General features: G+C 67.5%; 19 protein-coding genes. 17 read left to right on the top strand and 2 right to left on the bottom strand.

The features are described 5' to 3' along the window. Positions 1–4: 4 nt before the first annotated feature. The 9 genes from LCI23_RS00695 (at position 5) to LCI23_RS00655 (ending at position 7,800) form a co-directional block, all read left to right on the top strand. Positions 5–382, top strand: a complete 378-nt coding sequence (locus LCI23_RS00695; RefSeq protein WP_224942499.1) for a hypothetical protein — start codon at positions 5–7, stop codon at positions 380–382. Between the two features lie 564 nt (positions 383–946). Then, on the top strand, positions 947–1,807 hold the full coding sequence (locus LCI23_RS00690; protein WP_224942497.1) for an STAS domain-containing protein: 861 nt from the start codon (positions 947–949) through the stop codon (positions 1,805–1,807). Positions 1,808–1,818: 11 nt separating this feature from the next. Further along, entirely contained in the window at positions 1,819–2,175 is a 357-nt protein-coding gene (locus LCI23_RS00685) for an STAS domain-containing protein (RefSeq protein WP_005666383.1), read from the top strand. Then, the gene (locus LCI23_RS00680; protein ID WP_224942495.1) at positions 2,175–2,642 is read left to right on the top strand and encodes an anti-sigma regulatory factor; all 468 of its coding nucleotides are present in this window, start codon (positions 2,175–2,177) and stop codon (positions 2,640–2,642) included. Before LCI23_RS00685 ends, LCI23_RS00680 begins: the two co-directional genes overlap by 1 nt. Beyond that, entirely contained in the window at positions 2,630–3,658 is a 1,029-nt protein-coding gene (locus tag LCI23_RS00675; protein WP_224942493.1) for an ATP-binding SpoIIE family protein phosphatase, read from the top strand. Before LCI23_RS00680 ends, LCI23_RS00675 begins: the two co-directional genes overlap by 13 nt. Beyond that, positions 3,655–5,037, top strand: a complete 1,383-nt coding sequence (locus tag LCI23_RS00670) for a sensor histidine kinase (protein ID WP_224942491.1) — start codon at positions 3,655–3,657, stop codon at positions 5,035–5,037. Before LCI23_RS00675 ends, LCI23_RS00670 begins: the two co-directional genes overlap by 4 nt. Then, positions 5,034–6,932 (top strand): response regulator, encoded by a 1,899-nt coding sequence (locus LCI23_RS00665; protein ID WP_224942489.1) that lies wholly within the window; start codon positions 5,034–5,036, stop codon positions 6,930–6,932. Before LCI23_RS00670 ends, LCI23_RS00665 begins: the two co-directional genes overlap by 4 nt. A gap of 88 nt (positions 6,933–7,020) precedes the next feature. Then, complete coding sequence (gene sugE / locus LCI23_RS00660; protein WP_224942487.1) at positions 7,021–7,338, top strand: quaternary ammonium compound efflux SMR transporter SugE; 318 nt, start codon at positions 7,021–7,023, stop codon at positions 7,336–7,338. Positions 7,339–7,482: 144 nt separating this feature from the next. Continuing rightward, entirely contained in the window at positions 7,483–7,800 is a 318-nt protein-coding gene (locus LCI23_RS00655; RefSeq protein ID WP_224942479.1) for a multidrug efflux SMR transporter, read from the top strand. A 54-nt stretch (positions 7,801–7,854) separates the two neighbouring features. On the opposite strand, the gene LCI23_RS00650 is transcribed toward LCI23_RS00655, so the two are convergent. Together LCI23_RS00650 and LCI23_RS00645 are read right to left on the bottom strand one after the other, a co-directional pair. After that, entirely contained in the window at positions 7,855–9,264 is a 1,410-nt protein-coding gene (locus tag LCI23_RS00650; RefSeq protein WP_224942477.1) for a pitrilysin family protein, read from the bottom strand. Positions 9,265–9,277: 13 nt separating this feature from the next. Beyond that, on the bottom strand, positions 9,278–10,672 hold the full coding sequence (locus tag LCI23_RS00645) for a pitrilysin family protein (protein ID WP_224942475.1): 1,395 nt from the start codon (positions 10,670–10,672) through the stop codon (positions 9,278–9,280). Between the two features lie 318 nt (positions 10,673–10,990). On the opposite strand from LCI23_RS00645, the gene LCI23_RS00640 reads away from it, so the two are divergent. The 8 genes from LCI23_RS00640 to tpiA all read left to right on the top strand — a co-directional run bounded on the left by LCI23_RS00640 (position 10,991) and on the right by tpiA (position 19,603). Then, positions 10,991–11,776, top strand: coding sequence for a GIN domain-containing protein (locus LCI23_RS00640; protein ID WP_224942473.1), 786 nt, complete (start codon positions 10,991–10,993; stop codon positions 11,774–11,776). A gap of 86 nt (positions 11,777–11,862) precedes the next feature. Continuing rightward, positions 11,863–12,474: a tetratricopeptide repeat protein gene (locus LCI23_RS00635; protein ID WP_224942471.1), complete on the top strand. Its 612-nt coding sequence runs from the start codon at positions 11,863–11,865 to the stop codon at positions 12,472–12,474. 136 nt (positions 12,475–12,610) lie between these two features. Beyond that, positions 12,611–14,914 carry an FdhF/YdeP family oxidoreductase gene (locus LCI23_RS00630; protein ID WP_224942469.1) on the top strand — a complete coding sequence of 768 codons (2,304 nt, stop codon included), beginning with the start codon at positions 12,611–12,613 and terminating at the stop codon, positions 14,912–14,914. Next, complete coding sequence (gene fdhD / locus LCI23_RS00625) at positions 14,911–15,753, top strand: formate dehydrogenase accessory sulfurtransferase FdhD (protein ID WP_224942467.1); 843 nt, start codon at positions 14,911–14,913, stop codon at positions 15,751–15,753. The genes LCI23_RS00630 and fdhD overlap by 4 nt, the downstream gene beginning before the upstream one ends. A 32-nt stretch (positions 15,754–15,785) precedes the next feature. Next, positions 15,786–16,766, top strand: coding sequence for an MYG1 family protein (locus LCI23_RS00620; protein WP_224942466.1), 981 nt, complete (start codon positions 15,786–15,788; stop codon positions 16,764–16,766). An 84-nt stretch (positions 16,767–16,850) separates the two neighbouring features. Beyond that, a complete protein-coding gene (locus tag LCI23_RS00615; RefSeq protein ID WP_224942464.1) occupies positions 16,851–17,705 on the top strand; it encodes a hypothetical protein in 855 nt (284 codons plus the stop codon). A gap of 64 nt (positions 17,706–17,769) precedes the next feature. Then, complete coding sequence (locus LCI23_RS00610; RefSeq protein WP_224942462.1) at positions 17,770–18,750, top strand: NAD(P)H-quinone oxidoreductase; 981 nt, start codon at positions 17,770–17,772, stop codon at positions 18,748–18,750. A gap of 106 nt (positions 18,751–18,856) precedes the next feature. Beyond that, entirely contained in the window at positions 18,857–19,603 is a 747-nt protein-coding gene (gene tpiA, locus LCI23_RS00605) for a triose-phosphate isomerase (protein WP_224942460.1), read from the top strand. The last annotated feature ends 60 nt before the right edge of the window (positions 19,604–19,663 follow it).

The raw sequence follows: 19,663 nt of genomic DNA, 5'->3' as shown, positions 1-19,663 counted from the left end.
GACCATGCGGCATCTTCTCAGCTCCCTGTTCGTGCTTCTCCTGGCCTCCAGCTGCATGCAGACGCGGATAGAAGACCAGGTTCGTTCTATGGGAAACCGTGCGTTCACGCCTGAAACGTGGGCAACGGCCAACGCCGTCGAACGGGCGCAAATGTTGGGTTCGTTCTTCGCCCAATATCCGGCAGCCCGCTTGACCACTGGCCACGTGAGGAAGCTACTGGGCGAGCCCACCGGTTACTACGACTACGACGAAAACCTTGCTTACTACATCGGGCCGGCGACGGTCGAGAGCCGATACGGAAAAGAACGCATGCTGGTTTTCCTCACCGACAAGCACACCGGGAACATCAATGAGATCGAACTTGTGCCTCCATTGCCGTGATCAATGCCGTAAGACCTGCCATCGCTTGCCGAAGGCGGCAACTACGTAGTGTGAGACACGACAAGAAAAGCTATCAGCATATTCCAAGAATCGTAGGGTAATGCCTCGATTTTCTCTGGGGAGAACATGTTCTCCCCGATCTCCCCGATCTCCCTGATTGGCTGATTTGCCTGTCGCTTGCCTGCAAGCCCGCGGCGGCAACACCTCCGTCACCCTGTTCTTCGGCCGGTGCTCCTGCGACTTCAACCGTGAGCGCTGGGCGAGTGCCGACTGCGTGGTACGGCCGCATGATGCCCTCCGACGTCCTGCTGCGGCCTTTCAGCCAGGGCGCCGGTCCTGCAAACTGCCACCAGCTGTGGCGCAGGAAAGCGCCGTTTGCCTGTCTGCGCCGGCGCTTCCCGCCGGCGATTTTTTTGTCGTCCACGCCCCGCACGCGACACGCGTGTGTCGTGACCATAATGCAAGAAGTGTTATAGTTGATCATTTACTTTAAGGATGGGATCGCACGCTCGTGTTCCGCGTAGCGCCCACTCCATTTAACCATCCAATCTAGGAATCGAACAGATGACCACGAAGGATTACGCCGCCCTCATCAGCCAGCTCATCCAGGAACACCAGGCCGACATCGGCGCGGAATGGATCGCGCAGCTGGAAGCGCTGATCGTGCGCGGAACTTCCAGCTCGAAAGAGCAGTTGCGCAGCCATTGCCAGCAGTTCCTGTCGGCCTTTGCCAGCGCCACCCGCGGCGGCGAACTGGGCAACATCGACCATCGCTCGTGGGACGAGGTGCGTGACCTGCTGGCCGAGATCTCCTCGAGCCGCGCCAGGTCGGGCTCGACCCCGAGCGAGACCGCCACCTTCGTGTTTTCGCTGAAGCAGCCGCTGTTCACGGCGCTGCGCCAGGGCTTCGGCAGCGACGCCGAAGCGGTCGCCGTCAGCTCGTGGACGATCAGCACGCTGCTCGACAAGCTCGGCCTGTACACCATCGAAGTGTTCCAGAAGACCAAGGACCAGATCATCGTGCGCCAGCAGCAGGAGCTGCTCGAGCTGTCGACGCCGGTCGTCAAGCTGTGGAACGGCATCCTGGCGCTGCCGCTGATCGGCACCCTGGATTCGGCCCGCACCCAGGTGGTGATGGAAAACATCCTGCAGAAGATCGTCGATACCGGCGCGGTCATCGCCATCATCGACATCACCGGCGTGCCCACCGTCGACACCCTGGTGGCGCAACACCTCATGAAGACCATCGCCGCCGCGCGCCTGATGGGCGCCGACTGCATCATCTCGGGCATCCGTCCGCAGATCGCGCAGACCATCGTGCACCTGGGCGTGAACCTGGAAGACGTGATCACCAAGGCCACCCTGGCCGACGCCTTCCTGGTCGCGCTCGAGCGCACCGGCACTTCCGTCGTCGCCAAGGCATAAGCGAAACAGACATGGAACGCATCCCTATCCTGCGCATGGGCGACCTGCTGCTCGTGACGATCCAGGTCGACATGCACGACCGCCTTGCCATGCAGCTGCAGGATGACCTGACCGAACGCATCGTGAGCGATGGCGCCAAGGGCGTCCTGATCGACATCTCCGCGCTCGACCTGGTCGATTCCTTCATCGGCCGCATGATCAGCAATACCGCCGCCATGGCGCGCGTGCTCGATGCCAGGACGGTCGTCGTCGGCATGCAGCCGGCGGTGGCGATCACCCTGGTCGAGCTGGGCCTGACCCTGCACGGCGTCAAGACGGCCCTGAATGTCGAAAAAGGCATGGCCCTGCTCGGAAAGAGCTATCGATAATGAACGGCGCGCAAACCGACGCAGTCCTGTTCGAGACCGTGCTGCTGGACCGCCACCGCCAGCACCGCGTTGCACGCGCCACCCTGCGCCTGCAGTCGGACGAGGACGTTGTAGGCCTGCGCAAGCAGGTGCGCGAGCGGGCAGTGGCGATTGCCCTATCGCTGGTCGACCAGACCAAGCTGGTCACCGCCGCGAGCGAGCTGGGACGTAATACGATCAAGTACGGCGGCGGCGGCGAAGTCCACCTGGACAGCCTGTCGGATGGCTTCCGCCAGGGCATCGGCCTGCTGTTCATCGATGGCGGACCAGGCATCCCCGACATCGAGACCGCACTGCGCGACGGCTACACCACCGGCGGCGGCCTTGGCCTTGGCCTGGGCGGCTCCAAGCGCCTGGCCGACGAGTTCGAGATCGACAGCCGTCCGGGAGAGGGCACGGCCGTGCTGGTGGTGAAATGGAAGCGCTGATCAGTTCGCTCAATGCACAGCAGGTGTTCGCAGTGACCCATGCGAGCGACGTGGCGGCGGTGCGGCGTGCCGGCCAGCGGCTGGCCGACACGCTCGGCTTCAACGAGACCCGCGCCGGCCAGCTGGCGCTGATCATCACCGAGGCCGCCACCAACATCCTCAAGCATGCAGGAGAAGGCGAAATCCACGTCGGGCCGGCCCAGTCGGGCGCCGGCGTGGGCGTGGACGTGCTCGCGGTCGACAAGGGACCCGGCATTGCCGACCTGGCGTCCTGCCTGGTCGACGGCGTGTCCACCGCCGGCACCGCCGGCACCGGCCTCGGCGCGCTGCGCCGGCTGGCCGATGAATTCGATGTCCACACCGAGCCGGGCAAGGGAACCGCATTCTTCATGCGCCTGTGGCGCGCGTTGCCGCCACCCGAGCCCTGCGGGGTCGAGGTCGGCGCGCTGTGGATGCCGATGGCGGGCGAGGAAGAATGCGGCGACGGCTGGGCGGTGCGCTGCGACAGCCGCGGCGCGACCCTGCTGGCGGCCGATGGCCTCGGCCACGGACCGGAAGCGGCGCGCGCCGCTGCCGCCGCGGTGCACGCGCTGGCGGCGAGCAAGGACGCCGGGGCCGGCGCACTGATGCACGCCGCCCATGACGCCCTGCGTCCCACGCGCGGCGCCGCGCTCGGCACCGCCCGCATCGACTACGAGGCCGGCGAGCTGCGTTTCGCTGGCGTCGGCAACATCGGCGGCTGCGTCATCGACGGCGGCCGCCGCGCCCTGGTCTCGCACAACGGCATCGTCGGCCACAACGTGCGCAAGGTGCAGGAATTCGCGCTGCCCTTCGCGCCGGGCGCGCTGTGCATCATGCATTCGGACGGCATCCAGACCCAGTGGGACCTGGACCGGTATCCGGGCCTGGCCGGACGCAGCCCGATGCTGGTGGCGGCGATCCTGATGCGTGACTTCATCCGCCGCCGCGACGACGCCATGGTGCTGGTGGTGCGCCGGCACGGGTGCCCGCGATGAGCCTGCACCGCATTCTCAGCGTGGCCCTGGACAGCGACCAGGACGTGGTGGTGGTGCGCCAGCGCGCGCGCCAGGTGTCGCAGCTGCTCGGCTTTTCGCAGCAGGACCAGGTGCGCGTGGCCACCGCGGTGTCCGAGATCGCGCGCGCGGCCTGCCACCAGGGCTCGGGCGGGCGCGCTTCCTTCCTGCTGGGCCGCAAGCTCGGGCGCCAGCATCTGGAAGTGACGATCAACCCGGGCACCGGCGAGCGCCTGCTGTCGGCGCCGCCCGGGCCCGACGAAGGCATCAGCCGCGCGCTGCCGCAGCTGGCCCTGATCAGCGCGCACCGCCTGATGGATTCCTGCGACGTCGAGCCGGAGCAGGGCGTGGTTACCGCGGTCACGATGCGCAAGGCGCTGCCGCCCCAGGCCATGGTCGACAGCGCACGCCTGGCCGAGATCAGCGCGCGCCTGGCTGGCAGCCCGGTCTCGAACACGCTGCAGGAGCTGGAGCAGCAGAACCGCGAGCTGCTGGCCACGCTGGCCGAGCTGCGCGAGCGCCAGGAAGACCTGCTCTCGCTCACGCGCGAGCTGGAAGACACCAACCGCGGCATCGTCGCCCTGTACGCCGAGATCGAGGACAAGGCCGAGCGCCTGCGCCGCGCCGACGAGATGAAGTCGCGTTTCCTGTCGAATACCAGTCACGAGCTGCGCACCCCCTTGTCTTCGATCCGCGCCCTGTCCCAGCTGCTGCTGGACCGCATGGACGGCGACCTGACGCCGGAGCAGGAGCGGCAGGTGGAATTCATCGCCACGGCCGCCAGTGACCTGTCCGAGCTGGTCAACGACCTGCTCGACCTGGCCAAGATCGAGGCCGGCAAGATCGAGGTGCAGCTGGCGCCCATCGTGGTCGAGAACCTGTTCCGCGCGCTCAAGGGCATGATGCGCCCGCTGGTCGACGATGGCCGCGTGGAGCTGGTCTTCGAACCCTCGGACATGCTGGACCCCTTCGAATCCGACGAAGGCAAGATCTCCCAGATCCTGCGCAACTTCATCTCCAACGCGCTCAAATTCACCGAACGGGGTGCGGTGCGCGTCTCGGCCAGCTACGATGCCGCCGCCGACACCATCGCGTTCGCGGTGGCCGACACCGGGATCGGCATCAGTCCCGACAACCTGCAACTGATCTTCGAGGAATTCAGCCAGATCGAGCACCCGCTCCAGCGGCGCAGCAAGGGCACCGGCCTGGGCCTGCCGCTGTGCCGCAAGCTGGCCGATCTGCTGCATGGGCGCGTGGAGGTTGCCAGTACCGAAGGGCAGGGCTCGACCTTCACGCTGATCCTGCCGCGGCGCATGCCGGACCAGGCAACGCAGCCTAGTCAAGACGGAACCGATTCATGAAAGCCAATTCGACCCTGATCCTCAACGTTGACGACAACGACGGCGCACGCTACGCCAAGAGCCGCATCCTGCAGGCCGCCGGCTTCGAAGTGATCGAGGCGGCCAACGGCACCGACGCGCTGGAAATGGTCAAGCGCCTGAATCCGGCGCTGGTGCTGCTGGACGTGAAGCTGCCCGACATCAACGGCATCGAAGTCTGCCGCCGCATCAAGGCCAATCCGGACAGCAGCATGGTACTGGTGCTGCAGACCTCGGCCGCGCTGACCGGCCGCGCCGACAAGATCCGCGGCCTGGAAGGCGGCGCCGACAACTACCTGGCGGCGCCAATCGAGGCCGACGAGCTGATCGCCAACGTGAACGCGCTGCTGCGCATGCACCAGACCCAGGTCGAGCTGCGCGACAGCGAGGAGCGCTTCCGCCAGATCACCGACAACATCGACGACGTGTTCTGGATGTTCGCGGTGCCGGACGCCAGCCTGGTGTACGTCAGCCCCGCCTATGGCGATATCTGGGGCAGCAGCCTGGAACCGCTGCGCGAGCGGCCCGCGGCCTGGCTGGACGCGGTCCATCCGGACGACCGCGAGCGCCTGGCGCAGCGCTGGCGCGACCTGGCGCAGGTGCCGCATTACGACGACGAGTTCCGCGTGTTCGGCCCGGACGGGCGCACGCGCTGGGTGCGCGACCGCCTGTTCGCGGTGCGCGACGCGCGCGGCGAAGTGTACCGGGTGGCGCGCGTCACCAGCGACATCACGGCGCGCAAGGAGATGGAAGCCCTGCTGCGCGCGGCCGACCGCAACAAGAACCAGTTCCTGGCCACGCTGGCGCACGAGCTGCGCAACCCGCTCAGCCCGATCCGCAATGCGGCCGCGCTGCTGGGGGCGGGCGCCGATGGCGGCAGCGCCGCCGAGCACCAGGCGCGCGCGCGCGAAGTCATCATGCGCCAGGTCGACCACTTGGCCCACCTGGTGGACGACTTGCTCGACGTGGCCCGCATCTCGGAAGGCAAGATCGTGCTGCGCACCGAGGAGGTCGACCTGGGCGCCGTGATCCAGCAGGCGATCGAGACCGCCGCTCCCCTGATCGCCATCCGCGGCCACCATCTGGATGTGCGCCTGCCGGCGCAGCAGGTGTGGGTGATGGGCGATCCGGTGCGCCTGGCGCAGTCGGTCGGCAACCTGCTGCACAACGCGGCCAAGTTCACGCCCCAGGGCGGGCGGATCGAGGTGGCGGTCAGCCTGGCGCCCGAGCAGCGGGTGCAGATCGCCGTGCGCGACAACGGCATTGGCATCGCCGACGACAACCTGGCGCGCATCTTCACCATGTTCGCCCAGGTCGACGTGCCGCCGGACCGCGCGCCGGAAGGGCTGGGCATCGGCCTGTCGCTGGTCTCGCACCTGATCGAGCTGCACGGCGGACGCCTGGCGGCCGCCAGCCCCGGCATTGGCCTGGGCAGCACCTTCACGGTCGAGCTGCCGCTGCTGCGCGCGAGCGCGCCGGCCGCGGGCCAGGAACAGGCCGCGCAGGCCGATGCGGGCGGCAGCGGCCTGCGCGTGCTGCTGGTGGACGACAACGTCGATGCGATGGAGATGATGGGCTTCCTGCTGGCCGAGATGGGCTATGTCACCAGCACCACCTCGGATGCCAGCCAGATCGAGGAGCTGGCACTGCGCCACCGGCCGCAGGTGATCGTGCTCGACATCGGCCTGCCCGGCGTGGACGGTTACCAGGTAGCGCGCCGCATCAAGAGCAACCCGGCGCTGGCGCACATCCGGCTGGTGGCCCATACCGGCTACGGCTCGCCGGAAGACCGCAGGCGCGCGATGGAAGCGGGCTTCGACGCCCACCTGGTCAAGCCGGCCGAATTGCCCGACCTGGAACGCGCGCTGAAAGGCTAGGGCCAGGTATACTGCCGTCTGGAGGAGCAAGCTCCGCCATCGTGGGAAACAACATCCGGGCCGTCCCGGTTTCGCAAGGAGAGTCGGTATGGCTTGGATCATGTTGGTCGTTGCAGGACTGTTCGAAGTATTGTGGGCGGTGGCCATGAAGCAGTCGCATGGCTTCACCAGGCTATGGCCCAGCGTGATCACGCTGGCAGGCATGATCGCCAGCTTCCTGCTGCTTTCGGCCGCCATGCGCAGCATCCCGCTCGGCACCGCGTATACGATCTGGACCGGCATCGGCACCGTGGGCGCCTTCGTGGCGGGAGTCGTGCTGCTGGGGGAGCAGGCAAACGCCCTGCGCGTGCTGGCGGCGGTGCTGATCGTGGCCGGGCTGCTGCTGATGAAGGTGGCGGGAGACTGAACGACCGCCCACGCGGTCGAACCACGGCAGTGCAGCCCGTGCGGCTGGCCAGGCCAGGGTAGAATATCGCCTTCAGGAGGAACGTCCTCCCCCGCCGTGGGAACAATGACCGGGACGGCCCGGCTTTTCGAAAGGAGAGCCGACATGGCCTGGTTGATGTTGCTGGTAGCGGGAATTCTCGAAGTGGTCTGGGCCTACGCCATGAAGCAGTCCGATGGCTTCAGCCGCCTGGGGCCCTCCCTTGTCACCCTGGCCGGCATGTTCGCCAGCTTCGTCCTGCTGGCCGCCGCGATGCGCAGTATTCCCCTTGGCACTGCCTATACGATCTGGACCGGCATCGGCGCCGTCGGCGCCTTCGTGGTCGGTATCGCGGTACTGGGCGAGCAGCTCAACACCATGCGCGTGGCGGCCGCGGTGCTGATCGTATGCGGGCTGGTGATGATGAAGCTGGCCTCGGATTAAGGAAGAAAAAAGCCCCGCGTGCGCGGGGCTTCCCAGGTCAGGCAGGACAGCGGATCACTTGTCGGTGACCGTGAACTCGCCGAAGGCCTTGAGCTGCTCGCCCACCGCCTTCGGATCGCCCACCACCACGATCGACTGGTTCTCCGGCGCGAAGTATTTCTTCGCTACCGCCTGCACCTGCTGCGGCGTGACCTTCTGGATGCGCGGCACGTATTCGCCCAGGAACTCGGCCGGCAGGCCGACCAGCCAGTTCTGCGCCAGGGTCGCGGCGACCGAACGCTGCAGCTGGTTGCTGATCATGTAGCCGCCCGCCACGTAGCGCTTGTTCATCTCCATTTCCTTGGCCGATACCGGCTCGGCGCCGATCCGCTTGTACTCGGAGAAGAACTCGTTCAGCGCGGCACCGGTCACTTCGTTGCGCACGTCGGCGCCGCCGACGATGGCGCCGCCCGCGCGGTTCATGCGCGCGCCGGCCGAAGCGCCGTAGGTATAGCCCTTTTCCTCGCGCAGCTTGATGTTCACGCGGCTCGAGAAGCCGCCGCCGAGGATGGTGCTGGCCAGGCGCAGCGGGATCTGGTCCTGGGCGCTGGCGGCGATGCCCGGGCTGCCCAGGCGCACTGCCGACTGCACGCTCTTGTCACGGTTCAGCAGGATGCGCGCGGGCTTGGCGCTGGCTGGCGCGGCGGCGGTGTCCGGCAGGGCCGGACCGTTCGCCTTCCAGTCGCCGAAGGCGCCCTCGGCCAGTTTCAGGGCTTCGGCTTCCTTGAGCGGACCGGTGACCACCAGCAGCGCGCGGTCCGGGCGGATGCGCCTGGCGTGCTCGGCGCGCAGCATGTCCTGGGTCACGGCATTGATCGCTTCCACCGTCGGGGTGGTGCGGCCATACGGATGGTCGCCGTAGATCGCCTTGCTGATCGCGCGCTCGGCGCGGAAGGCCGGCTGGGTCTCGGACACGCGCAGCGACTGCAGCGCGTTGGCCTTGGCCAGCGCCACTTCCTTGTCCGGGAAGCTCGGCGCGCGCGCCACTTCGGCCAGCAGTCCCATCATCGGGGCGGCCTGCGACACCAGCGCATTGCCCGACACCACGATGCCGTCCGAGCTGGCGCTGGCGCCGACCGAGCCGCCCATGCCCTGGGCCGCTTCGGCGATCGCGCGCGAGTCGCGCTTGGCGGTGCCTTCGTTGAGCAGGCTGGCCAGCATGCTGGCGAAGGCCGGGGTGGCCGGCGCATCGGCCGCATAGCCGGCGCCGCGCACCGCCAGCACGTAGTCCACGCGCGGCAGGCCCTGGCGCGGCACGATCCAGACGGTCAGCCCGTTGGCCAGGGTCTTCTTGGTGATCTTCGGCACCGGGATCGGCTTGTCCTTGCCGTAGGCCGGCATCGGCAGGTTGTCCGCGGCGGGCGCGGCGAAGGCCGCCGGCGCGAAGGCGAGCGAGACGGCGATTGCGAGCATCAGTTTTTTCATCGATGCGCTCCTATTATTTGGCCGCGCCGGCAGGCGCGGTCGGGGTGGCGTTCGCAGGCGCAGCGAGCATCGCGGCCGGCTTGCGGTCAATGACGGTACGGTTGGTCTGCACCAGGTAGGTGCGCACCGCGCGCTGGATGTCTTCCGAGGTCACGGCCTCGACCCAGCCCGGGATCTTGTTGACCACGTTGGCATCGCCCCACATCACCTGCATCTTGGCCATCATGTCGGCGCGGTTGATGAAGCTCTCCAGCTGGTTGTTCCAGTTGGCCAGCATGCGCGTCTTGATGCGCTTGAGGGTGGCGGCGTCGACGCCGTTCTGGGCGACCTTGGCGATTTCCTCGTCCATGGCCTTGAGCACCGCGTCCGCGCTGCTGTTCGGCTTGTACAGGGCGAACACGGTCAAGAGGGTCGGGCCGTCGTATTCGAACGGACCGGTCAGGCCGAACAGCGAATCGACGTTGAGCGCGATCTCGCGGCCCTTCACCAGGCCCTGGTAGAACAGCGACGCGTCGCCGCCGGCCAGCAGTTCGCCCAGCACGGCCATGGCCGCCTGGTCCTTGTGGCCGCGCGGCGGCATCTTCCAGGCCGCGGCGATGGCCGGCACCTGGGCCAGGGCGTCGCTCTGCACCAGGCGCTTCTCCTGGGTGTTCAGGCCTTCGCTGAAGTCGGTCGGCTTCGGGGTCGGACGGGCCGGGATCTTGCCGAAGTATTTCTCGGCCAGCGCGAAGCCCTGGCTTGGCGTGATGTCGCCGGCGATCGCGATCACGGCATTGTTCGGGCCATAGTAGTCGCGGTGGAAGGCGCGCACGTCTTCCAGGCTGGCGTTCTCCAGGTCCTCGAAGCTGCCGTAGCCGTCATGGTTGTTCTCCCATTTCTGGAAGGCGTGCTGGCCGATGTCGATCCACATGAAGCCGCCGTAAGGCTGGTTCTTCACGTTTACGCGGATCTCTTCCTTCACCACGTCCTGCTGGTTCTTCAGCGTGGCCGGATTGAAATCGAGGGTCTTCATGCGGTCCGCTTCCAGCCACAGGATCGGCTCCAGCGCCGATGCCGGCGCGGTCTCGATGTAGTTGGTGAAGTCGGCGCGGGTCGAGCCATTGTTGCGGCCGCCGCCGCCGGTGATGGTGGTGTCGAACACGCCTTTCTTGGCATTTGGCGTGCCCTGGAACATCAGGTGTTCGAACAGGTGGGCGAAGCCGGTGCGGTTCTTCGGCTCCAGGCGCATGCCCACCTTGTAGACCACCGAGACGCCCACGGTTGGCGAGCTGTGGTCTTCGGTGACGATGACCGTCAGGCCATTGTCGAGCTTCTTGACAGCGACCGGCAGGGTCCACTGGTCCGCGGTGGCGGCGAATGCCGACAGCGAGAACGTGAGCCCGGCCAGCAATACAGGTAATTGGCGCATGCGCATGGGTTGACCTCGAAAATAAACTCGGAATGATGCGTTGTTGGATTGCTCGTACCGACGGCAAGCGCCGCCTGCGCTGCATCTTAACGCAAGTTGGCGCAATGACATGCCAATAAGTAATTTTTTTGTTGCGAAAAATCCGCGTCTGCGGCGCGTTCACGGCCATCCACCCATAGGCCGCTCTGGATGGCGTTTTGCGCAGTTCGTCGCAGATCCATGGGCAGAAGGTGAACGAGGCGATATAGTTGCAACATGCTAATTCCAGCCCTTGCTGGGCAGCAACACATAATCAAGAACATGTATTCGGAGAATTCGATGAAACAGCTTTCCAAGTTCGGCCTGGCGTGCGTGGCACTGTGCGCCGCGCTCATCACCTGCATGGGGATGGCCAGGGCGGCGCCCGAGATGGCGACCGAGACGCGTCCGGTGGACGCGCGCGTGGTACGCGTCAAGCTGGACGGCATGGTGGACCTCAAGATCCGCCAGGGTAATACCCCGCTGCTGGTCCTGACCGGCGACCCGCGCCTGCTCGCCAAGACCACCACCCTGCAGAGTGGCGACACGCTCAATATCGGTACAGAGACCCGGGGCGCGAGCATCAACCTCGGACGCAGCATGGGCTTGCACGCCGAATTGACCCTGCCCAACCTGCGCGAAGTCAGCTCCGAGAGCGTGGGCGGCACCGTCGTCAGTGGCTTTTCCGGCGACGAACTCGAGCTCAACCTCGATGGCGCCGGCTCGATGAATGTATCATGTAATTACAGGACGCTGAGCGCCAGGCTGGGTGGCGTCGGCAGCATGAAAGTCCATGGCATCGACAGCGACAGCGTGGAGCTGAACCTGAGCGGGGCGGGCTACGTGAGCCTTTCGGGCCGCAGCCGCCGGCTGAAGGCGCAGCTGGGCGGACTGGGCGGACTGGATGCCCGGCAGTTCTCGGCCGAGAGCGTGGTCCTCGAACTGTCGGGCCTGGGCAACGCCACCGTCACCGCCAGGGACAGCGCCAACCTGACCCTGTCGGGCCTTGGCTCGGTGACGGTGCATGGCAAGCCGCAGAACCGCAAGGTGAGCGTCGATGGCCTGGGCAAGGTAAGCTGGAAATAAGGCAGCAGAACAAGAACATACAAGAACAGAGCAGGCCCATCACAAGGACCAAGGGTACGCAGAGATCCTGATTCCATGAACGAGACATGAAAAAACTATTCGTAGCGATCGCACTCGCGCTCGGCCTGCAGGCGGGGGCGCAGGCGGGCTTCGCGGAAGGCGCCAGCGCTTACAACGCGCGCAACTACGCGGTGGCACTGAAAGAGATCGTCCCGCTCGCCAAGGCCGGCCATGCGGATGCCCAGCATTTGCTTGGCCTGATGTATTACATGGGACGCGGCGTGGCGCGCGACTACAGGCAGGCCTTTTCCTGGCACCACAAGGCGGCCCGGCAGGGCAAGGCCGACGCCCAGTACGTGGTCGGCGCCATGTATTACACGGGCAATGCGGTGCCGCAGGACCAGCGCCATGCGGTCACCTGGTTCCGCAAGGCGGCCGAGCAGGGCCATGCCGAGGCCCAGCATGCGCTCGGGCTGATGTACCGCTACCACCAGGCCGGGATGCCGCAGGACATGGTGCTGGCCTACATGCTGTGGAACCTGGCCGCGGCCGGCGGCAACCACAACGCGGTCGAGCAGCGCGCCGCCATCTCGCGCCAGATGACCCAGGAACAGATCGAGGAGGCGCAGTCGCTGTCGCGGCTGTGGAAGCCGGGCCGTCCGCTGCCGACCAGCTCGCGCACCGGCAACAGTTCCTGAGCCGCAGAAGGCGCGCGGCCGCCTGTCGCCGGCCTGTCTCCCGCTTGTCCCGGACTTTTTCTACTATTGTTCGGTCGCGCACCGTGCGCGCGGCGAAACCGGCTTAGCGTGACTCCTTCACACGGGAGGAAGCGCCATGAGCCAGGATTCACGCAAGCTCCGCATCGAACGACCGACCATGCCCGCCGGCGGCTGGGGATCGGTGCAGGAGGTCGGCACCATCCTGCTGCAGCAGCGGGTGCCGCTGAAGGACAGCCGCCTGCTGCTGCACCAGAACAAGCCGGACGGTTTCATGTGCGTCAGCTGCGCCTGGGCCAAGCCGGCCAATCCCCATCCCTTCGAGTTTTGCGAGAGCGGGGCCAAGGCCACCGCCTGGGAAACGACCAGTAAGGCGATCGGCGCCGATTTCTTCGAGCGCCACACCGTCGCCGAGCTGGCCGGCTGGGACGACCATCGGCTCGAAGACCAGGGGCGCCTCACCGTCCCGCTGCGCTACGATCCGGCCAGCGACCGCTACCGTCCGATCGACTGGGACGCCGCCTTCGCCGAGATCGGCGCCGCGCTGCGCGGCTTCGATCCGAAACAGGTGGTGTTCTACAGCTCCGGCCGGGCCTCGCTCGAGACTTCCTACCTGTATGGCCTGCTGGCGCGCATGTACGGCAACAACAACCTGCCCGACAGTTCGAACATGTGCCACGAGAGTACCTCGGTCGGGCTGCAAAAGACCATCGGGGTGCCGGTCGGCACCGTGACCCTGGACGACTTCGCGCATACCGACTGCATCTTCTTCTTTGGCCAGAACGTGGGCGTCAACAGCCCGCGCATGCTGCACCAGCTGCAGGAAGCGCGCCAGCGTGGGGTGCCGGTGATCACCTTCAATCCCTTGCGCGAGCGCGGCCTGGTCAGCTTCACCAATCCACAGTCGCCCGGCGAGATGCTCAGCGGCGCGGAAACGCCGATCAGCACCCAGTACCACCAGGTCAAGCCCGGCGGCGACACCGCCGCCATCATGGGCCTGTGCAAGGCCATCTTCGCGCGCGACGACGAAGCGCGCGCCGCCGGCGAACAGCGCGTGCTGGACACCGCCTTCCTGCACGAGCATACGCAGGGCCTGGCCGACTTCGAGGCCGCCGTGCGCGCCTGCTCCTGGGAAGACATCGAACGCGAGTCGGGCCTGCGCCGCGCCGCGCTCGAGGATGCGGCGGCCGTGTATTGCCGCTCGGCGGCCGTGATGGGGATATATGGCATGGGCCTGACCCAGCACCGCAATGGGGTGCAGAACGTGGCGATGGTGGTCAACCTGCTGCTCCTGCGCGGGAACATCGGCAAGCCGGGCGCCGGCGTGTGTCCGGTGCGCGGCCATTCCAACGTGCAGGGCCAGCGCACGGTCGGGATCACCGAGAAGCCGGAGCTGGCCCCGCTCGACAAGCTGAAGGAGCAGTATGGTTTCGAGCCGCCGCGCGACAAGGGCATGGACACGGTCGAGGCCTGCGAGGGCATCCTGGCGCGCCGCGTGCAGGCCTTCATCGGCCTGGGCGGCAACTTCGTGCGCGCCGTGCCCGAGCGGGCCCTGATGGAAGCGGCCTGGCGCGCGCTGCCGCTGACGGTGCAGGTCTCCACCAAGCTCAATCGCAACCACGTGGTGCACGGCAAGGCGTCCTACATCCTGCCCTGCCTGGGGCGGATCGAGATCGACCGCCAGCGCAGCGGAGCGCAGGACGTGACCATCGAGGATTCCACCGCCTGCATGCACGGCTCGCGCGGCATGGCCGAACCCGTGGCGCCGACCCTGCGCTCGGAAGCGGCGATCGTGGCGGGGATCGCCAAGGCGACCCTGGCGCCGAATCCGCGCGTGGACTGGGATCGCTGGGTGGACGACTACGCCAGCATCCGCGACGCCATCGCCGCGACCTATCCCGAGATCTTCCACGACTTCAATGCGCGCATGTGGACCCCCGGCGGCTTTCGCAAGCCACTGGCCGCCGCCAACCGGATCTGGCATACCGACAGCGGCAAGGCCGCGTTCACGGTGCCGGAAGAACTGGCACCAGCCGCGGTGGGAGGGGAGGGCGGCGCCACCACGCTGCGCCTGTTCACGGTGCGCAGCGACGGCCAGTTCAACACCACGATCTATAGCCACGACGACCGCTTCCGCGGCGTGTACGGCAGCCGCATGGTGATCTTCATGGCGCGCGCCGACATGGCGAAGTACGGCCTGGCCCAGGGCGAACTGGTGGCGCTGCGCTGCGCCGCCGACGACGGGGTCGCGCGCCGCGTGGACGGCCTGGCGGTGGTGCCCTACGAGGTGCCGGAAGGCTGCATCGCCGGCTACTTCCCCGAACTCAATCCCCTGATCCCGCTGTGGCACCACGCGAAGGAAAGCAAGGTGCCGGCGGCCAAGGCGATCGATGTCGTGCTGGAACGCGGGAGGCCGACTTGAACGCGGCCGAGGGCGGCTTTGCGCCGCCAGGCGCCTGCCGCCTGCCGGCCGCGCGCTGGCGCGCGGGCCGCATCGAGGGCGGTACCGAGCTGGTGGCGGACGAGGTGCCGGTGGCCCTGGTCTACGGCGGCATCAGCCACGCGGTAATGCTGGCCTCGCCCCAAGACCTGGAAGACTTCGCGGTCGGCTTCTCGCTCTCCGAAGGCATCGTGCCCGACCTGCGCGCGATTTACGACATCGAGGTCGGGGAAGAGGCGCGTGGCATCGTGGTCGAGCTGCGGATCGCTTCCGGCGCCATGATGCGCCTGAAGGAAACGCGCCGCGCCCGCACCGGCCGCACCGGCTGCGGCCTGTGTGGCGTGGAAAGCCTGGCGCGCTTTGGCGAGGAACTGGATGCGCCGCCCGTGCTGGCGGCGCGGGCCGCATCGATCGCGCCCGACGCCTTGCATCGCGCGATGGCGGCGATGGCCGCGCGCCAGGACCTGCACCACGCGACCGGCGCCGTGCATGCGGCCGGCTGGGCCGACCGCGACGGCGCGCTGCTGTGCGTGCGCGAGGACGTCGGCCGCCACAATGCGCTCGACAAGCTGGTGGGCGCCCTGGCGCGGGGCGGGTTCGACCCCGGCGCCGGCCTCGCCGTGGTGACCAGCCGCGCCAGCTACGAGATGGTGCAGAAGGCGGCGCGCGCCCGCATGCCGCTGCTGGCCGCGATCTCGGCGCCCACCGCGCTGGCGGTGCAGCTGGCGCAGGACAGCGGGCTGACCCTGGCCGGCTTCGTGCGCGACGGGCGCCACATCCTGTACAGCCACCCGCAACGGCTGGCGCCGGACGGGGTATGATGCGCTCCTTGAACACGGCATCTGGAGCAAGCATGGTCATCGTGACCCACAACGGCAAGTTTCATGCGGACGACGCGTGGGCGGTGGCCGTCCTGCACATTCTTTTCCCCGACGCCGAGATCGTGCGCACGCGCGAACCGGCGCGCATCGAGGCGGCCGACTTCGCGGTCGACGTCGGCGGCATCTGGGATCCGGCCGGCGGCCGCTTTGACCACCACCAGAAGGGTTTCGATGGCGCGCGCGCCAGCGGCGTGCCCTATGCCAGCGCCGGCCTGGTCTGGCGCGAATATGGCGCGCGCTGCGTCGCCCAGCTCGCGGCCGCCCACACCGGCCACCGGCTGGAAGACGACACGGCCCAGCAGATGGCGTATGCGATCGACGCCGACATCGTGCAATACCTCGACCTGTCCGACGTCGGCGCCGCGCGCAATGCGCCGGGCGGCTATGGCATGTCGGCGGTGGTATCGGGCTTCAACCCGAACTGGCTGGACGAGCAGCGCCTGGGCTATGGCGAAGCGGCCGACGCCTATCGCCTGGCCCAGTTCCGCAAGGCGATGGACTTCCTCACCGAGGTGATCGTCAACTCGGTCAAGTACCGGGTCGGCGCGATCCTGGCCCTGGCCCAGGTGCGCCAGGCCGAGACCCTCGAGAACGGCCGCCTGCTGTTCCTGAAGAACGCGGCGCTGCCCTGGAGTTCGGTGGTGCGCAAGGAGATGCCGAAGGTGCTCTTCGTGCTCAGCCACAGCCTGTCGGAAGACCGCTACATGCTGCATACGGTGCCGGCCACGGTCGACAGCTTCGATGCGCGCGCCGACCTGCCCGAGAGCTGGGCCGGCCTGCGCGACGCCGACCTGGCGGCGGTGACCGGGGTGCCGGACGCGAAGTTCTGCCACAACGGCCGCTTCATCGCCGCCGCCAAGTCCTACGAGGGGGCGTACGCGATGGCGCGACAAGCCCTGCAGGCGGTGGACGAGGGACGCACGCCGCTGTTCCAGGCGTTCGCGGCGGCCTAGGAGGCGCCGTGCATGGGCACGGACAATCATCGGTGGATCGGTGAATCGGTGGATCGGCGGGGCGGGACTTGACGGATAACGCGCATGGTCATTGGAAAGGGCAGGCTGCGCCATATCGCAGCCGGGCTGCTGGGCAAGTTCATCAGCCGTAACAACAACCTGGAACGCCTGTGGGCGCCGGGCGTGCTGTACACGGAAGCGCAGGCCGCGGGCAATCGTGTCGGGCTCGACCTCCTGCAGGGGCGCTCCACGCCAGCACTGCCGGAAGCGTCGTCCGTGGCGCGTACCTTCGCCGCCTACCTGCGCAGCGCGCTTGCCCGTCACGGTTTCCCTCCCGAGGTGCTGGCGGACGCCACCATCGCGCTCGAGTTCGGGCTGCCGTCCGCGCGGCAGCCGGGCGACGACAGCTTCGGCGACCTGTTCGCATGCCGCATCACCCTCGCCACCCACGATGGCAAGACCGTGTCGTATGAAACATCGGCCCATTGCGCCGCGCACCTGTCGCACGAATTCCGAGGCCAGATGGCGATGCGCGAAGCGGCCTACCGGCTGTTCCAGGCCGTCCTTGGGCGCGACCGGGACGAAGATGGTCGCCTGCCGCTCGAGATCCTGCGCGAGCAGGCCACGGGCGACGGCGGGCTCGTACTCGACCTGCTGGCCGGCCGGGGCGAGCCATCCACCCCGGCCGTGGATGCGGTCGCGCGCACGTATGCCGGCCAGCTGCGTGCATTGCTCGGCGCATGGATGAGCGAATTGCGCTCCGCCACGGTGGGCGCACGCTTTTATGCGTCGTCGCGGAATCCGCAGGGCAGCGTTTTCGTCGACATCGCGCTCGTCACGCTGGCGGGACGCCGCCACTGGTTCAACGGCGGCGGGCCGATGCTGGCGCCGCCGCCATGGGAAACACCATCCTTGTCAGGTCAGCCGCGGCACGGGTGAGCGCGCGCGGGCAGCTTTGCGCGCACTCCCTTACAATTGCGGTTTTTGTAAGGCAGGAGTCGCCATGCGCGCCATCGAAATCACCCAGCCCGGCAAGCCGGAAGTCCTGCAGCTGTGCGAGCGGCCGATGCCGGTGCCGAAGGCGGGGGAAGTCTTGATCAAGGTCCACGCGGCCGGCATCAACCGTCCGGACGTGCTGCAGCGCCTCGGCAAGTACCCGGTGCCGCCCGGCGCCTCCGACCTGCCGGGCCTGGAAGTGGCCGGCGAGATCGTCGGCGGCGACCATGCGGCGGCTGGCCTGGGGAAAGGTGAACTGGTCTGCGCCCTGGTGCAGGGCGGCGGCTATGCCGAATACTGCACGGCGCCCGCCGAGCAATGCCTGCCGGTTCCGCCCGGCCTGAGTGCGCTGGAAGCCGCGTCGCTGCCGGAGACATTTTTTACCGTTTGGTCAAATGTGTTCGACCGGGCGCAACTGGCGCCGGGTGAATCGCTGCTGGTGCAGGGTGGCAGCTCCGGCATCGGCGTGACCGCGATCCAGCTCGCCGCGGCCCTTGGCCACCGCGTGTTCGCCACCGCCGGCACCGATGACAAATGCCGCGCCTGCGAAGCGCTGGGCGCCGAGCGCGGCATCAACTACCGTAGCGAGGACTTTGTCCAGGTGGTCAAGGAGCTGACGGGCGGGAAGGGCGTGAACGTCATCCTCGACATGGTGGCCGGCGACTACATTCCGCGCGAGATCGACTGCCTGGCCGACGACGGCCGCATCGCCCTGATCGCGCTGCTGGGCGGCGCGAAGGCCGAAATCGACCTGGGCCAGGTGCTGCGCCGGCGCCTCTCCATCAGCGGCTCGACCCTGCGCCCGCGCCCGGTCGCCTTCAAGGCCGCGATCGCGCGCAGCCTGCGCGAGCGGGTGTGGCCGCTGTTTGCCGAAGGCAGGCTCAAGCCGGTCATCCACAGCAGCTTCCCGCTGGCCGAGGCGGCCGCGGCGCATGCGCTGATGGAGTCCAGCACGCACGTCGGCAAGATCGTGCTGGAAGTGCGCTAAGGGATTGAATCAAAAAGGGAAGTGGCGGCCCGGCAGATGCTCAGCCATTGTTTGACCGCCACATATTCGACCGCTAGAATAGCGGGTTATTTCATTGTGGACTCGTATGCGCTCCAAACTCGTCGTAGGTAACTGGAAGATGAACGGCAGCCGCGCGGCCAATGCCACGCTGCTGAACGGTATCCTGGAAGGACTGGGCCAGCCCAGGGCGGCGGTGGCGGTATGCGTGCCCGCGCCCTATCTGTTCCAGTGCGAAGCACTGCTGCAGGGTTCGCCCATCGCCTGGGGCGCGCAGGACGTGTCCTGCCATCCGGTCGGCGCCTATACCGGCGAGGTGTGCATGTCGATGCTGCAGGATTTCGGTTCCCGCTACGTGATCGTCGGCCACTCCGAACGCCGCGCCTACCATGGCGAGAGCGATGCGCTGGTGGCCAAGAAGGCAAAGGCGGCGCTGGAGGCCGGCCTGACCCCGATCGTGTGCGTCGGTGAAACCCTGGAGCAGCGCGAAGCCGGCCAGACCATGGCCGTGGTCGGCGCCCAGCTCGACGCCGTGCTGGAAGCGGTCGGGGCCGAGGCCGTCGGCAAGATCGTGCTGGCCTACGAGCCGGTATGGGCGATCGGTACCGGCAGGACCGCCACCCCGGCCATGGCCCAGGAAGTGCACGCCGCCCTGCGCCAGAAGCTGCGCGCCTGCAACGCCGCGGCCGCGGAGACCACGCTGCTGCTGTACGGCGGCAGCATGAAGCCGGATAATGCGGCGGACCTGATGGCCCAGCCCGATATCGATGGCGGCCTGATCGGCGGCGCGGCCCTGAAGGCGGCGGATTTCCTCGGTATCGTCCACGCCGCATAATTCAACAAACACAGCAGTATTCAATCGTCGCAGTATCAATCGTCGCTGTATCAATCGTCG

The organism is Massilia sp. MS-15, from assembly GCF_020176695.1.
Classification (GTDB): Bacteria; Pseudomonadota; Gammaproteobacteria; order Burkholderiales; family Burkholderiaceae_D; genus Telluria; species Telluria hydrophila.
Note: the sequence above shows the minus strand (reverse complement) of the source record. Positions and strands in the feature narration are given on the sequence as shown.

Bases quoted from the DNA above. Each gene is read 5' to 3' on its own strand.
- LCI23_RS00695 (WP_224942499.1), top strand. From the start codon at position 5: ATGCGGCATCTTCTCAGCTCCCTGTTCGTGCTTCTCCTGGCCTCCAGC.
- LCI23_RS00690 (WP_224942497.1), top strand. From the start codon at position 947: ATGACCACGAAGGATTACGCCGCCCTCATCAGCCAGCTCATCCAGGAA.
- LCI23_RS00685 (WP_005666383.1), top strand. From the start codon at position 1,819: ATGGAACGCATCCCTATCCTGCGCATGGGCGACCTGCTGCTCGTGACG.
- LCI23_RS00680 (WP_224942495.1), top strand. From the start codon at position 2,175: ATGAACGGCGCGCAAACCGACGCAGTCCTGTTCGAGACCGTGCTGCTG.
- LCI23_RS00675 (WP_224942493.1), top strand. From the start codon at position 2,630: ATGGAAGCGCTGATCAGTTCGCTCAATGCACAGCAGGTGTTCGCAGTG.
- LCI23_RS00670 (WP_224942491.1), top strand. From the start codon at position 3,655: ATGAGCCTGCACCGCATTCTCAGCGTGGCCCTGGACAGCGACCAGGAC.
- LCI23_RS00665 (WP_224942489.1), top strand. From the start codon at position 5,034: ATGAAAGCCAATTCGACCCTGATCCTCAACGTTGACGACAACGACGGC.
- sugE (WP_224942487.1), top strand. From the start codon at position 7,021: ATGGCTTGGATCATGTTGGTCGTTGCAGGACTGTTCGAAGTATTGTGG.
- LCI23_RS00655 (WP_224942479.1), top strand. From the start codon at position 7,483: ATGGCCTGGTTGATGTTGCTGGTAGCGGGAATTCTCGAAGTGGTCTGG.
- LCI23_RS00650 (WP_224942477.1), bottom strand. From the start codon at position 9,264: ATGAAAAAACTGATGCTCGCAATCGCCGTCTCGCTCGCCTTCGCGCCG.
- LCI23_RS00645 (WP_224942475.1), bottom strand. From the start codon at position 10,672: ATGCGCCAATTACCTGTATTGCTGGCCGGGCTCACGTTCTCGCTGTCG.
- LCI23_RS00640 (WP_224942473.1), top strand. From the start codon at position 10,991: ATGAAACAGCTTTCCAAGTTCGGCCTGGCGTGCGTGGCACTGTGCGCC.
- LCI23_RS00635 (WP_224942471.1), top strand. From the start codon at position 11,863: ATGAAAAAACTATTCGTAGCGATCGCACTCGCGCTCGGCCTGCAGGCG.
- LCI23_RS00630 (WP_224942469.1), top strand. From the start codon at position 12,611: ATGAGCCAGGATTCACGCAAGCTCCGCATCGAACGACCGACCATGCCC.
- LCI23_RS00620 (WP_224942466.1), top strand. From the start codon at position 15,786: ATGGTCATCGTGACCCACAACGGCAAGTTTCATGCGGACGACGCGTGG.
- LCI23_RS00615 (WP_224942464.1), top strand. From the start codon at position 16,851: ATGGTCATTGGAAAGGGCAGGCTGCGCCATATCGCAGCCGGGCTGCTG.
- LCI23_RS00610 (WP_224942462.1), top strand. From the start codon at position 17,770: ATGCGCGCCATCGAAATCACCCAGCCCGGCAAGCCGGAAGTCCTGCAG.
- tpiA (WP_224942460.1), top strand. From the start codon at position 18,857: ATGCGCTCCAAACTCGTCGTAGGTAACTGGAAGATGAACGGCAGCCGC.